Source organism: Mycobacterium shimoidei (assembly GCF_900417275.1).
In the GTDB taxonomy this organism is placed as follows: Bacteria; Actinomycetota; Actinomycetes; order Mycobacteriales; family Mycobacteriaceae; genus Mycobacterium; species Mycobacterium shimoidei.
This window is the reverse complement of the sequence record NZ_UEGW01000001.1, coordinates 4,114,633-4,127,477: the sequence shown is the minus strand read 5'-3', so window position 1 is coordinate 4,127,477 and position 12,845 is coordinate 4,114,633. Positions and strand designations below refer to the sequence as shown.

15 protein-coding genes and 4 tRNA genes are annotated in these 12,845 nt (G+C 66.4%); 7 read left to right on the top strand and 12 right to left on the bottom strand.

Annotated elements, in window-relative coordinates:
- Positions 1-5 precede the first annotated feature (5 nt).
- Both MSP7336_RS19885 and MSP7336_RS19880 read right to left on the bottom strand, forming a co-directional pair.
- Entirely contained in the window at positions 6-1,562 is a 1,557-nt protein-coding gene (locus MSP7336_RS19885; protein ID WP_069396629.1) for an alpha/beta fold hydrolase, read from the bottom strand.
- A 44-nt stretch (positions 1,563-1,606) separates the two neighbouring features.
- Positions 1,607-2,350, bottom strand: a complete 744-nt coding sequence (locus MSP7336_RS19880; RefSeq protein WP_113965122.1) for a pyrimidine reductase family protein — start codon at positions 2,348-2,350, stop codon at positions 1,607-1,609.
- A gap of 34 nt (positions 2,351-2,384) precedes the next feature.
- Here MSP7336_RS19880 and zapE point away from each other — a divergent pair, with 34 nt between their 5' ends.
- The gene (gene zapE / locus MSP7336_RS19875) at positions 2,385-3,404 is read left to right on the top strand and encodes a cell division protein ZapE (protein ID WP_113964405.1); all 1,020 of its coding nucleotides are present in this window, start codon (positions 2,385-2,387) and stop codon (positions 3,402-3,404) included.
- On the opposite strand, the gene MSP7336_RS19870 is transcribed toward zapE, so the two are convergent.
- Genes MSP7336_RS19870 through MSP7336_RS19860 form a run of 3 tightly spaced genes read right to left on the bottom strand, consistent with a single transcriptional unit; the run spans position 3,385 to position 5,160 of the window.
- On the bottom strand, positions 3,385-3,882 hold the full coding sequence (locus MSP7336_RS19870; protein WP_113964404.1) for a GNAT family N-acetyltransferase: 498 nt from the start codon (positions 3,880-3,882) through the stop codon (positions 3,385-3,387). The genes zapE and MSP7336_RS19870 overlap by 20 nt on opposite strands.
- Positions 3,870-4,394, bottom strand: a complete 525-nt coding sequence (locus MSP7336_RS19865; RefSeq protein ID WP_113964403.1) for a hypothetical protein — start codon at positions 4,392-4,394, stop codon at positions 3,870-3,872. Before MSP7336_RS19865 ends, MSP7336_RS19870 begins: the two co-directional genes overlap by 13 nt.
- A 52-nt stretch (positions 4,395-4,446) precedes the next feature.
- Positions 4,447-5,160 carry a Clp protease N-terminal domain-containing protein gene (locus MSP7336_RS19860; protein WP_069396633.1) on the bottom strand — a complete coding sequence of 238 codons (714 nt, stop codon included), beginning with the start codon at positions 5,158-5,160 and terminating at the stop codon, positions 4,447-4,449.
- A 94-nt stretch (positions 5,161-5,254) separates the two neighbouring features.
- On the opposite strand from MSP7336_RS19860, the gene MSP7336_RS19855 reads away from it, so the two are divergent.
- Entirely contained in the window at positions 5,255-5,524 is a 270-nt protein-coding gene (locus MSP7336_RS19855; RefSeq protein ID WP_142706820.1) for a hypothetical protein, read from the top strand.
- Positions 5,525-5,527: 3 nt separating this feature from the next.
- Here MSP7336_RS19855 and MSP7336_RS19850 read toward each other — a convergent pair whose 3' ends face one another.
- Positions 5,528-6,007: an SRPBCC family protein gene (locus MSP7336_RS19850; RefSeq protein ID WP_113964401.1), complete on the bottom strand. Its 480-nt coding sequence runs from the start codon at positions 6,005-6,007 to the stop codon at positions 5,528-5,530.
- Positions 6,008-6,113: 106 nt separating this feature from the next.
- Between MSP7336_RS19850 and MSP7336_RS19845 the strand changes: the two genes are divergently transcribed.
- Positions 6,114-6,470 carry a DUF732 domain-containing protein gene (locus MSP7336_RS19845; protein ID WP_113964400.1) on the top strand — a complete coding sequence of 119 codons (357 nt, stop codon included), beginning with the start codon at positions 6,114-6,116 and terminating at the stop codon, positions 6,468-6,470.
- Complete coding sequence (locus MSP7336_RS19840; protein ID WP_113964399.1) at positions 6,467-6,655, top strand: hypothetical protein; 189 nt, start codon at positions 6,467-6,469, stop codon at positions 6,653-6,655. The genes MSP7336_RS19845 and MSP7336_RS19840 overlap by 4 nt, the downstream gene beginning before the upstream one ends.
- A 6-nt stretch (positions 6,656-6,661) precedes the next feature.
- Here the strand turns inward: MSP7336_RS19840 and MSP7336_RS19835 are convergent, their stop codons facing one another.
- Positions 6,662-6,895, bottom strand: coding sequence for a DUF732 domain-containing protein (locus MSP7336_RS19835; protein WP_181786860.1), 234 nt, complete (start codon positions 6,893-6,895; stop codon positions 6,662-6,664).
- A 208-nt stretch (positions 6,896-7,103) separates the two neighbouring features.
- On the opposite strand from MSP7336_RS19835, the gene MSP7336_RS19830 reads away from it, so the two are divergent.
- A complete protein-coding gene (locus MSP7336_RS19830) occupies positions 7,104-7,382 on the top strand; it encodes a hypothetical protein (protein WP_069396692.1) in 279 nt (92 codons plus the stop codon).
- A gap of 91 nt (positions 7,383-7,473) precedes the next feature.
- On the opposite strand, the gene MSP7336_RS19825 is transcribed toward MSP7336_RS19830, so the two are convergent.
- The 3 genes from MSP7336_RS19825 to MSP7336_RS19815 all read right to left on the bottom strand — a co-directional run bounded on the left by MSP7336_RS19825 (position 7,474) and on the right by MSP7336_RS19815 (position 7,733).
- A tRNA-Val gene (locus MSP7336_RS19825) sits at positions 7,474-7,548 on the bottom strand.
- A 16-nt stretch (positions 7,549-7,564) separates the two neighbouring features.
- Positions 7,565-7,635, bottom strand: a tRNA-Cys gene (locus tag MSP7336_RS19820).
- A gap of 25 nt (positions 7,636-7,660) precedes the next feature.
- Positions 7,661-7,733, bottom strand: a tRNA-Gly gene (locus MSP7336_RS19815).
- A gap of 168 nt (positions 7,734-7,901) precedes the next feature.
- Between MSP7336_RS19815 and MSP7336_RS19810 the strand changes: the two genes are divergently transcribed.
- A tRNA-Val gene (locus tag MSP7336_RS19810) sits at positions 7,902-7,976 on the top strand.
- Between the two features lie 33 nt (positions 7,977-8,009).
- Here MSP7336_RS19810 and MSP7336_RS19805 read toward each other — a convergent pair.
- Both MSP7336_RS19805 and MSP7336_RS19800 read right to left on the bottom strand, forming a co-directional pair.
- Positions 8,010-9,707 carry a DUF7159 family protein gene (locus MSP7336_RS19805; RefSeq protein ID WP_113964397.1) on the bottom strand — a complete coding sequence of 566 codons (1,698 nt, stop codon included), beginning with the start codon at positions 9,705-9,707 and terminating at the stop codon, positions 8,010-8,012.
- Positions 9,708-9,913: 206 nt separating this feature from the next.
- Positions 9,914-11,026, bottom strand: a complete 1,113-nt coding sequence (locus MSP7336_RS19800) for an enolase C-terminal domain-like protein (protein WP_113964396.1) — start codon at positions 11,024-11,026, stop codon at positions 9,914-9,916.
- A 43-nt stretch (positions 11,027-11,069) separates the two neighbouring features.
- Here MSP7336_RS19800 and MSP7336_RS19795 point away from each other — a divergent pair, with 43 nt between their 5' ends.
- The gene (locus MSP7336_RS19795; protein WP_113964395.1) at positions 11,070-12,845 is read left to right on the top strand and encodes a glycoside hydrolase family 15 protein; all 1,776 of its coding nucleotides are present in this window, start codon (positions 11,070-11,072) and stop codon (positions 12,843-12,845) included.

Genomic DNA, 12,845 nt, shown 5'->3' with positions numbered 1-12,845 from the left:
AAGTATCAGGCGGGACAGTAGGTGTCGGTGTCGGGCAGCTTGCCGCTGTCTAGGTATCCGATCAGCGGCGGCAGGGCGCACGACGAGTAGATGCTGGCGCCGTGGCCGATGCCTTGCCACATCACCCGCTTGCTGGCCGCGCTGGCGTTGATGATCGTCGCGGCTGTGGCGGCGACGCCTTCCGAGCCGACGATCGGGTCGTTCTGGACACCCAGCAGCAGCGCATTGGTTTTGAGGTCCTTGGGCGCTTTGGGTGGGGTGGCGCTCGGCCAGTGCACGCACTTGACCAAATCGAGCGCACCGACCGGGCCGAACTGCGGATACAGCTTGCCCCATGCGACCAGCAGTTGGCGCACCCGATCGGGTGTCGGGCGGTTGAGTGCATCACTGCACGAGTTGATGAACTGACCGTCGGTCAAGCGGATCGACTCGGCCCTGTTGACCAGGTTGTTGAGCAAGTTGATGTCACCGGTGCGTGCGCTCGCCAGCGCGTTGGCCAGGTCGGTGGTGGTGCTGACGCGGTCACCGGTCGGGTAGCCCAGCGCGGTGGAGATGGCGTGGGCGAGCGAGGCCACCGACAGGCCGCCGGGCCCGTGCCCGGCGCGGGCGTCGGCGAGCATCGAGCTCACCGCCCCTTTGGGATCTGGCCCCAGCGCGCAGTTGATCGCGGCGCATTGCGCGGAGAACGCGTCCAGCGCCGCCTGCTCGCCCTTGACCCGTTGCTCGGCGGCAGCTTCGGCGCCCGCACCCAGCGGGACCGGTGAGTCCAGGATCAACCGAGACACTTTGTCGGGATGCGACCCGGTGTAGGACAGCGCCACCTGCGCGCCGTTGCCGATCCCGACCAGGGCCAGCGACGGGACGTCCCACATGCTGCGCAGCCGCTCGATGTCGGTGGCGGCGTGCGTGTTGTCGTAATCGGAGTCGCCGGGAGCGATGGTGTCGGTGCAATTGGTGGTGGCGGTCTGGGTGATGTCGGCCAGGTTGGCCACCGGGTCGTCGCCGGCCTCGAACTGCGCCTGGTCGCGCATCTCCTGGCGGTCGAACTGGTCGCGGCAGTCGACCGGGCTCGACATGCCCATCCCGCGACGGTCGACGGCGACGATGGGGTGGCGGCGCAGCACGTCGCCGCCCGCGCGGGAAAGCCAGACCGCCAGTTGCAGCGACGACGGCACATCCGATCCGGTGGTGAACACCACCGGCCCGGCATCGGACGGTGTTTGCACCGACCGGGCGCGTACCACACCGATGCTCAGCGTCCCGGACGCGCCGTTGACCGGGTCGAGGTCGGCGTCGTAGCTGGCACAGTCCAGTTTGATCCCCGGCGTGGCCGGAACCGCCGCGTCGCCGAACACCCGTGACGTGCAATCGCGCCATGGCAGGTCGTTCTTGGGAGCGGCGATCGGCGGCGGACCACTCGGCGGACGTGTCGTCGCCTGGCCTTGCGGTCGCGCGCCGGAGTCGGTGGCGAACCGCGGGTTGGCGCCCAGGCCCGGTACACAGCCGACCAGCAGCGAAGTCACCGCGAGCAAGGTCGCGGCGCGCGTGGCGTGCCGGCTCATGCGACCACAGTAGCCAGTAGCTTGCTGCGCTCGGCTTCTAGCCATCAGTGCCTGACGTAGCGGGTGTACAGATAGCCGTCCTCGTCGCGGAGGATGTGGGCGCAATGCATCCGGGTGTGCACCTGCCCCGGGCCGCTGGCGATCCGCTCGGCCTGACCGCCGACCACACACGGCGCGATGGTCAGGCACAGCTCGTCCAGCATTTCGCGCTCCACCAGCGAGCCGAACAACATGGGGCCGCCCTCGGTCAGCACCCGCGGCAGCCCGCGGTCGATCAGCGCGGCCAGCAGCGCCGCCTCGTCCACCACGTCCGGGTTGCCGGCCGAGCAGTCGATGACCTCGGCAAGCCCGGCCAGCCGGCGCCGCGTCTCCTCGGCGACCGCCCCACAGGTGAGCACCAGCGGCGGCACCTCGGTGCGGGTGAACACCGCCATGTCGCGATCCAGATGACCGGACTTGCTGACGATCGCCAGCGGCGGGACTTCGCTCTGGCCGCGCGCCTGCCGCCTGTGCCGCGCGTCGAGCGTTGGGCGAGCCCCGGAATAGCCTTCGATGCGCACGGTGCCCGCGCCGACCAGAATCACGTCGGCGAGCTCGCGCAGCACGTTGAACAGGAACCGATCGGTCGACCCGCCCAGCCGGCCGGTGGTGCCGTTGACGGTGGCGCCGCCGTCGATGCTGGCGATGAAGTTGGCTCGCACCCACGGCTCGTTGGAGGGGTAGGCGTAGAGCTCTGCCAGTTCGCCATCCATGAGCCGCCTGCCCGACTCCAGCAGCGTGAGCTCCATGAGTTCGATCTCAGCACGTCGATAGGGTGCCTGCATGGGTCGGGTCGGGCATCTGGTGGATCGGCATCCGAGCGTTTCACGCGAGCGGCTGATCGCTCAGCTGATCCCGCCTCCGACATTCGCCGATGTGAGCTTCGCGAGCTATCACCCCGACCCCGCCGAGCCCAGCCAGTCCGCCGCCGTGGAGGCGTGTCGGCGGTTTTGTGAACAGGCGGTCGAGCGCCGGGCGGGCCGGCGCAAGTGGTTCGGCAAGCGAGAAGTGTTGCCCGGCACCGGGCTCTACCTCGACGGCGGGTTCGGGGTTGGCAAAACACATCTGCTGGCCTCTGCGTACCGCGCGGTTCCCAACGACGGCAAGGCTTTTGCGACCTTCATGGAGCTGACCCAGCTGGCCGGTGTGTTCGGTTTCACCGAATGCATTGAACTGCTCAGTGATTACATGCTGGTATGCATCGACGAGTTCGAGCTCGACGACCCCGGCAACACGACGCTGATCGCGCGGATGCTCTCGCAGCTGGTCGAGCGTGGTGTGTCGCTGGCGGCCACTTCCAACACGCTGCCCGAGCAGCTGGGTGAAGGCCGCTTCGCGGCGCAGGACTTTCTGCGTGAAATCACAACGCTGGCGAACATTTTCACGGTAGTGCGGATCGACGGTCCGGACTACCGGCACCGTGACCTGCCGCCGGCGCCCGAGCCGCCTTCCGACGAACAGGTAAAGGCATGGGCCGCAGGGATCGACGGTGCCACCCTCGACGAGTTCGACGCGCTGTGTGCACATCTGGCCAGCATGCACCCGTCGCGGTACCTGGCATTGATCGAAGGTGTGACGGCAGTGTTTCTCACCGGTGTGCACCGCATCGACGACCAGAACGTGGCGCTGCGGCTGGTGGCGCTCACCGACCGGCTCTATGACGCCGGCATCCCGGTCGCGGCGTCGGGGGAGAGTCTGGACCGCATCTTCAGCGACGAGATGCTTGCCGGCGGCTTCCGCAAGAAGTATCTGCGGGCGATCTCACGGCTGCTGTCGTTGAGCGCTACAGCTTTCGGGTCATGACGTAGTCTTGCTCACGGCTGGTACCGACCTGAAATGTCCGGGTGCCGGTGACAGCGAAGCCGTGCTTGCGGTAGAAGCGTTGCGCGCGTTGGTTTTTCTGGTTGACGCCAAGCCAGATGAAGTTGGCGCCGAATTGCGCGGCAGCTCGCAGTGTCGCGTTCATCAATGCCGTCGACACCCCTGTTCCATGCTGTTGCGGCAGGACGTACATTTTGGATAGCTCAACGCCGTCGTCGCGAACGAGCATGGCATAGCCCACAATCCGGTCGTCTCGCCGCGCGACCAGTACGACGTGGTCAGGGCTGGTCAAATATTCGCTGAAGCGTGCGACCGACAGGTTGGCCTCGACGAACGACGCGATGTCCTCCCGTGTCACCGACGGTGGACATGCCAGCGGAAAGGTGCGCGCGGCGACAGTCGCCAGTTCATCGAGGCCGTTGAAGTTCGCCGTGATGCTGTGGACGGTCAGAGGTTCCACTGCGCGAGGTGTACGCCCGTCTTTTTGTCCAGCAGTACGACGTTGGACACCGGGTCGCGGTAAGCATCCCAGTACACGCCGCCGCGGACCACCGATCCGGCGGGCGCGTTCGCCAGCGCGGCGTCCAGTGCGTCGGGCGCGTCGGACGGACGGGGCTTGTACGCGTCGGCGAACGGGGTGACCCCGACAAAGCTGAAATCGGTGGCCATCTGGAATGGGTTGGGGACCTGGATGGCGCGGATCGCCACGTCGGCGCGGTTGACCGCGCTGCCCGGGAAGCTCTTGATCGGAACGCCGCTGCGCTGGTAGCCGAATCCCGGCGGCGGGTCAACCGGCGTGACGCTGGTGACGGTGACGTCGGCGATCAGTTTGCCGGTGTCGACCCGCAACGTGTCGCCGAGTCGCCCGATCGGTGCGTCGCCTGCTGATGCGCGCGGAGCGACCACGAGCCCGGCGACGACGACGACGGCGATCAGCGCTACCAACGCTACCAACCAGCGATGCGCTTTCATTTCTGCGCGCCCTCCTCTGCGACCCTCGCATGATTACACATCGCATGCGCGTTCAGTCAGTTTTGTCAGTCACCAGAGATTCCAGCACTTCGATCAGGTCGGTCTCGGCGCGATCCTTGGCGACACCGGCCCGGTGTAGCGGACCGGCGCCGTCCTCCAGTTCGAGCAGGGCCAGCAGCAGGTGCTCGGTGCCGATGTAGTTGTGCCCCAGCCGAAGTGCTTCCCGGAAGGTCAGCTCGAGCGCTTTGCGGGCCGGGCCGCTGAACGGGATCAGTTGCGGAGGCTCCTCGACCGCCGGCGGCAATGTGACCGCCGCGCGGACGCTTTCGGCGTCAACCCGCTGCGCGGCGAGCAGCTTGGTGGCCAGCGCGTGAGGGTCGCTGAGCACGCCCAGCACCAGGTGATCGGGGGTGATTTCGGCATTGCGCGCCTCGTGCGCGGCGTTTTGGGCGGCGACGACGGCATTGCGGGCGCGGGGAGTGAACCGCTCGAAACCCTGGTCCGGGTCGAGGGTGCGTGGCACGAAGCGCTTCTGGGCGGCCTGCTTGCTGACGCCCATGCTCTTGCCGATATCGGTCCAGGAGGCGCCCGAGCGACGCGCCTGGTCGACGAAGTGACCAATCAGGTGGTCGGCGACTTCGCCAAGATGCTCGGCGACCAGGACCGCGTCGCTGAGTTGGTCGAGCGCATCGGTGTGCGCCCGCTTGATGGCGGTGATCAGCTCATCAAGGCGGACGGGATAGGAGATCTGGGTCGGCTCAGGCATACCGTCAACTTTAGGTTGACCAGGCTAGTGCCGTCAACTGAAGGTTGACGCCTGTTCGGCAGTCCCTGAACGTGTGTCGAATTACACTTGGCCGATGACTCGACGACTGGCTATGGCAGTTGCCTATCTGCTGGCGGTGTCGTGCCTCCCGTTCGTCGCTGTCGTCGGCAGCGCGTCGGAGCCGAGGCCCATGGCCGCATGCGACGACACACAGCCCGACTGTCAGGACACCACGTGTACGTCGGACGACTGTGCAGCGCCGCCGCCCCCGGTCGTCGTTCCCGGCCGCGGGCCCCGTCCGGATATCAATGCGTGCGTCAACCTCGGTGGCCGCCGCCGGGTCAGCGTCAACGGCTGTATCTGAGCCCTATCCTTTCGCGTAACCGCGGTGGACGGTGCGATCCAAGATGCCCAGTGTCGCGCGCAGGGCGAGTTCAGAAATAACCGGGAAAATACCTGCTGCACGCCACTTTTCGTCGATTTCCGACCAGTCATAGAACGACGTCACAACCGTGCCGTTCTCGTCGGGTTCGAGATGGTAGCCGTAGACATGGCCGATCTGCGGTCGAATCTGGCCCAGTACGGTCCAGGAGATCAGCCGGTCGGGCTCGAAGTCGCGAATACTGACCGTGACGTCGTAGCGGCCCAGCTCCGGAAAGTCGTTGAGCGCCTGGCGGTCCATGTGCACCACGAAACTGTCACCGGCCGCGCCGACCGGGGTGCCTTCCGCGTCCTGCAGCATCCCGGACGAGTCGATGGCGACGTGTCCGTGCGGGTCGCACAGTACGCCGAAGATGTCCGCTGCCGGGGCGGCGATGTGGCGCTGAACTTCGATGCGTTCGGTCATGAGTGGCTCCCGCTGGTGTTTGCTCGCAAACGCAGACTATCCGGTGCGCCCTGCAGCGCCGCGGTGCCAACGCGACAACACGGTGCGGGTCGGCGATGATGGAGTTATGAAGTTTTTATCGCCGCTGGCGGCTGCCGCTGCCCTGACCGGCCTGGCGGTACCGGCGCATGCCGAACCGGCCGGGATCGACGTTGAGTTTCTCACCGCGCTCGGCAAGGCCGGCATCACGTTCAGGAATGCGGAAAAAGCCGTGGCGGCCGGTAGAACGGCGTGTGAACTGATGGACTCGGGCCAGCCGGAGTTGGACGTGGTCAAAAGGCTGACCGAGGAAAACCCAGGGTTCACGGTTTCCGGAGCCGCCAAGTTCACCGCGATCGCGGCGAGCGCTTACTGCCCGCAGCATCTGAACGTCGTCAGCGGCCCCGGCGGCAGTGACAACAATCCACCCAGTGGGGGACCATGATGATCAGGAACCGCATTCGCATCTTCATCGGCACCGCCTTGCTTGCCTCTGCCGTGGCGGCACCCGTCTTCGGCCCCGTTGCCGTCGCCAACGGTATGCGTGAACCCATGCCGCAGCGGTGGTGCACCAATGGGATAACCGGGTTTTATTCCAACGGCGATGAGTGCCCGCCGGGCTTCAACTGAATTGAGCTACTTGCTGACCTCAGCCACTTGCGGGTACTTGGGGCAGTAGGTGACGGTCGCCAGCATCAAAAATTTCGCGGCCTCCCGCGGCGCGAATCCAAGGTTGGATTGGGTCAAGTGCGTGACGATGTCTGGCCCGCTCTTGCCACCGTCGAGCATTGTGCACATCGCTTTGCCGTCGGCGATCGGGCCCTCGGGGTTTTTAGGTGATCCCGGCGTTGTCGAGGGCGCGGCGATCATTCCGGCTAGTGCGATTACTTGCCTCGTCGATTGCATTGTCCACGAGTGCGGGCGCTCTCGCCGGACGGTGCCATTCTGGCAACCCGATCCCGCAATTGGTTTGGCTCGGCGATCTTTCGGCGCGAAAGCCCATTTCGATCGAGGGATGTGTTTAAAGTCCGTCCTCGTGGTGTACAGGTACTACCACATCGACGAGGAAAGGCCCACGATGAAGCCAATTGCACCTGCGGCGATCGCGATCGCCATGTTGCTGTTCAGCGGATGCTCTGCTTCAGAGGTCGTCAACACCGGTGGCGACACGAAATGCAAGGACTTCACTACGCAGGACGAGAAGAAGCAAGACTCGGAGATCAGCAAGATGCTCAAGGACAAGAGCGGCGCTGAACCTAGCAATCTGGAGATCTCCGCAACGCGCGTTTCGGTATCGACCTATTGCCAAACGGTCGGGAAACCGGACAGCAAGATCTCTGAGGCGCCGCACGGCTAACCCGGTGATTTCCGGCTGCTAGCCTGCGACGGGGCGACCCGCAACGTCGAAATCACCGCCGGAACAAAAGCTTTCGGGTCCAGCGGGGAAGTGGTGCGCGGTACTGGGATTGAACCAGCGACCTCTTCCGTGTCAGGGAAGCGCTCTCCCGCTGAGCTAACCGCGCCTAGGTCAGAAAATTGAGGTGGAGACGGGAATCGAACCCGTGTGCACGGCTTTGCAGGCCGTTGCCTCACCACTCGGCCACTCCACCGCTGGGGTTGAAACCGCTACCTTCGAGCGGATGACGGGATTCGAACCCGCGACCCTCACCTTGGCAAGGTGATGCGCTACCAACTGCGCTACATCCGCGAGCCACGGACGAGATCGTCGCCCGTCGCGAAGCACGACGATAGTCCACCTGAGCGGGCCCGCACAAATTATTCGGCACATTCGGCAAGCCCACTTCTGGCGGTGCAAACGCGTTCTTCCCGCAACGCCCATGCGTGCTAAGTTCGACGTCGTTCGCCTTTCGGCACCGGTCCTGTAGCTCAGCGGGAGAGCGTCCGCCTCACACGCGGAAGGTCGCTGGTTCGATCCCAGTCGGGACCACCATCAACGCAGTCGGCCGTCGGCCCGAACCCATAGTCAGAAATGGAATGACGGCATCGGCAGTTTGAAGTGCGGCAGTGCCGGAGCCGGCATCGACGGCATTCGCGGCGCCGCCGGAGCCGGCATCGACGGCAGTCGCGGCATCGCAGGCATCTGCGGCATCTGAGGAGCCGGCATCGTGGGCGGCCGCGGAGCCGGCAACTGGATCGGGGGCCTCGGCGCAGGCAGGTTGAGCGGCGGTCGAGGCGTCGGCAGATCGACGGGCGGCCTTGGTGCCTGGGCCGGCGGTGTGGGCAGGTGTATCGGGGGCCTTGGTGCCTGGGCCGGGGGTGTGGGTAGGTCGATGGGTGGTTTGGGTGCCTGGGCCGGCGGTGTGGGCAGGTGTATCGGGGGCCTTGGTGCCTGGGCCGGGGGTGTGGGCGCGTGCGCCGGTGGGTGGGGGACATGTGCAGGTGGCTGGGGAATATGCACCGGCGGCTGTCGAACCGGCTCGCCCACGGGTCCGGGAATCGGCACGTGGATCGGGATCGGTACAGGAACAGGTGCGGGCACTGGTGCGGCGGGAACCGGAACCGGTGGCGGTGCCGCGGGGGGTGGCGGTGCCGCGGGTGGTGGCGGGACAGGAGCCGGCGCGGCGGGCAACTGCGGCGCGGCGACCTGAACCGGCGGAGCTGGTGGCGGTGCCGCGGGTGCGGTCATGTGAATCGCCGGCGGCGTGGGGGCCGAGACCGGAGGAACAGGAGCCTCCTCGGTCGGGATGAGCAGGCGCTGAACCGGCATGGGCAGCAGCCCGACGGCCGCCGGGCGGATTCCCAGCGTCAGCGCCACCTCCAGCGCCAGCGCCGCGGTGACGAAAACCACGGCCAGCATGCTGCCGATCAACAGCATCGGCCTGCGTGCAGGCCCCGTCTCGTCGAGGTCGCCATCCTCGGACACGACCTCACTTTCAGCGTCGTCGTCTGCCGAATCCCCCTCGAGGTAGCCGGATACGACGGCGCCGGGGGTTACCTGGCCGGTGCCGGGATCCTGCGCGTAGGCCAACGCCGCTGTGGACGACGCGAACAACGGCGCATTGGCCGACGCCAGCGCCGCGCCGCGGGCCAGCGCCGTTTCGGGTTCCTCGGCTGCGTTGATCCGCAGCCCGATGGTCGCCTCCAGGGCCGGCTTGATAGCCGCGACGTCGACACCGCAGCCAACCATGAACAGGCCGTCAGGGCGAGTCCCCACATTGTCCAAGTCGCTGATCATCGTCGCGAGCTCAGCCACCAGGTTGTCGCCGCGCAGCGGCCGGCGGTACACGTCGCTGACCGAGCCGTCACGACCATCGACAACACCCAGCGTCGCGGTGTCCGGTTCGACGAAAAGCATCGCGGTGTGCTCGTAACCGAGCGCGTTGCCGACACTTTGGGCCAGGGCGGCCGAGGCCAAGAACGCCGAGACCAGCATGACGTTCTCAACCTTGTGGGCCGCCAGCGCATCACGCAGCGCCGCGGCATCGGTGGGATCGGTCCACGTCACCCCGGTCGACGCCAACTGGTGACCACTCGCGGCAGCGCCTTCCCGAGTGCCGAGGATGGCCGCGATCACCTGATCCGCGGCACTGACGGTCGGTGCCTCGTCGTTCGCGACGTCGAAATCGTCTTCCTCGACCGTGACACCATCGGCGTTTTCGCCCTCGACCAAGACCAGGCGAATCGTCGTCGGCGCCAGCGACACCCCGAGAACGATGTCCATCGCGGCGCCTCCAAAGTTCTCAAGACTGAGTACTTGTTTACTTCGTCGGGCTAATCACAAGCGACGTTACGGCGCCTCGATGAGTGCCAGCTGTGAAGGCCTTATGAGATCGAGTGTGAACCGGGGGCGTCCAGAGTGAAGCCATGGCTTGAGCCTGCCCGCGAAAACCCCGCCATACGATCACACTCGGCGCCAAGGATTCACCCTCAGGCCACCCGGAACTGCTCTAGGTCAGCATGTTTGACGGTCAACCCATGGCCCGGTGCCGTGCGGTCCGGACGCAGGAGGCCACCCGGTTCGGGATCGATGGTGCCGTCGAAGGCCAGCCGCTCGATACGCACGTGGTCGTGGAAATACTCCAGATGCCGTTGGTGCCACACCGCGGTGCCGACCTGGCAACTGATCTGCGGCGCGCAATGCAACGACAGGTCCATCCCGCGCGCGTCGCATAATGCGGCGACCTTGAGAACTCCGGTGATACCCAGCGCACGAGTGACGTCGGCCTGCAGGCAGTCCACCGCACGCGCGGCCAGCATCTGATGGAAATACGGCAGGTGGTAGCCGTACTCGCCGGCGGCGATGTCCATTCCAGCGGGCCCGAGCTCGCAGAGTTGATGCAGGCCGTCGAGATCGTCAGAACTCACCGGTTCTTCGAACCATCGCACGTCGTATTCGGCGTAGCGCCGCGCCCACAGCAGCGCCTGCTTGCGGGTGTAAGCCCCGTTGGCGTCGACGAACAACTCCACGTCTTCGCCGATCGCTGACCGGGCGGCGTCCACCCGTTCGATGTCGGCATCCGGGTCGCGGCCGACCTTCATCTTGACCCGGGGGATGCCGGCGTCGACCCAGCCGCAGAGCTGCTTGCGCAGGGTGTCATTGTCGTAGGAGGTGAATCCGCCGCTGCCGTAGATCGGTGTCGCGTCATGCACCGCGCCGAGCGCGACCACCAGCGGTTCGTCGAGCAACCGGGCGTGCAGATCCCACAATGCGATGTCGACCGCCGAAATCGCGTAGGCCACCGTGCCAGGCTTGCCCATATTGCGCACGGCGTGCTGCATCTCGGCCCAGCGCGCGGGCGGCTGCAGGGCGTCACCGCCGGTGATGACGTCCGCCAACTTGTCGGTCACCACCGTCGTGATGGCGGTGCCGCCGTAGGTGTATCCGGTGCCGGTCTTGCCGCCGGCGTGCACGCTCACCAGCACCAAGGTGGTCGAGTCCCAGGTCAGGGTGCCGTCGGATTCCGGGGCATCGGTGGGGATCGAGTACGCCGCGACGTCGACGGATTCGACGGGGATCGCTGAGCCGGCACGCGCAGTCATTGCCCGGTGACTACCCGCAACCCGATCGGGGTATGCCGCAACGATGGTAGAAGTGGCTGACCAGGTTCCGCCGCACATACTTCGCGAGTACGCGTTGCTCGCCGACGGCGAGCGGGGCATCGTCGTCGGGCCGCGCGGCGACTGCTGCTGGATGTGCATGCCGAGCTGGGACAGCCCCGCGGTGTTCGCAAGCCTGCTCGGCGGCGGCGGTGTCTACGGCGTGGCGCCGCACCACCCGAGCTACGTGTGGGGCGGCCACTACGAGAAGGGGTCGCTGATCTGGCGCTCGCGCTGGGTGACCACCGGCGGGATCGTGGAATGCCGTGAGGCTTTGGCCTTTCCGGGTGATCCACACATCGCCGTGATACTGCGCCGCATCCGGGCACTCGACGAGACGATGCGCATGCGCGTCATGCTCGACGTCCGTGCGCAGTTCGGCACCGAACGTATGCACGATCTGTCCTGCGACGACGGCGTGTGGACCGGACGCAGCGGCCCCCACCGATTCCGTTGGGCAGGTGCGACAAAGGCGCAGCGCGGCGACGACGGATCGCTGCAGATGATCATCGACGTCGCCCCGGGGCACGACCACGACTTGGTCTTGGAGCTTTCTGACCGCGAGTTACCCTCCGACGCGATACGGCCCAACGATGCCTGGCGTACCACCGAAAGCGCTTGGGCACAGGCGGTTCCCACGGTTTCCGGCACGATCGCCGACGACGACACCCAAACGGCCTATGCGGTGTTGCGCGGCCTGACGAGCAGCAGTGGCGGGATGGTCGCGGCGGCGACGATGTCGCTGCCGGAACGAGCCGAGCAAGGGCGCAACTACGACTATCGCTATTGCTGGATTCGCGATCAGTGCTACGCCGGGCAGGCCGTCGCCGTGGCCGGGGCGCTGCCGTTGCTTGACGATGCGGTGCGCTTCGTCAGCGAGCGGGTGCTCACCGATGGCCCCCGGCTCAAGCCGGCTTACTGCGTCACCGGCAGTGCACCGCCCAAAGAGCAAGATCTCGACCTGCCGGGCTATCCCGGCGCCGCGGTCAAGACCGGCAATTGGGTGACCGACCAGTTCCAGCTCGACGCGTTCGGTGAAGCGCTGCTGCTGCTGGCCGCAAGTGCCCGCTTGGATCGCCTGGACACCGAACATTGGCGTGCTGTGGAAACTTTGGTCGATGCGATCGAAAACCGCTGGCGTGAGCCGGACGCCGGGATCTGGGAGGTGGATGACCGGCGCTGGGCGCACTCACGGCTGATCTGCGCGGCGGGATTGCGGCGGATCGGTGACGTCGCACCCGCCCGCCGAGGCGCCCAGTGGCATCACCTGGCGGACAGGTTGATCACCGACGTCGATTCCGATTGCCTGCATCCAAGCGGCAGATGGCAACGGGCACCGGATGATCCGCGCGTCGACGCGGCGCTGCTGACGCCGTCGATCCGTGGAGGGCTGCCGACCGGCGATCCGCGCAGCATCGCCACACTCGAAGCGGTGCGTGCGGACTTGGGGCGGGACGGGTTCGTATATCGGTTTCAGCCGGACGAGCGGCCGTTGGGTGAGGCCGAAGGCGCCTTCTTACTGTGCGGATTCCTGATGGCGCTGGCAGACCATCAGCAGGGTAACGACCTGGCCGCTGTGCGATGGTTCGAGCGCAACCGTACGGCTTGCGGCCCTCCCGGGCTCTTCACCGAGGAATTCGACGTGACCCAGCGGCAACTACGCGGAAACCTGCCGCAGGCGTTTGTGCATGCGCTGCTGTTCGAGGCGGCGCATCGGCTCGTCGAGTGCTCCGGGCCGCCGGTCGGCACTGGCACCGGGTGA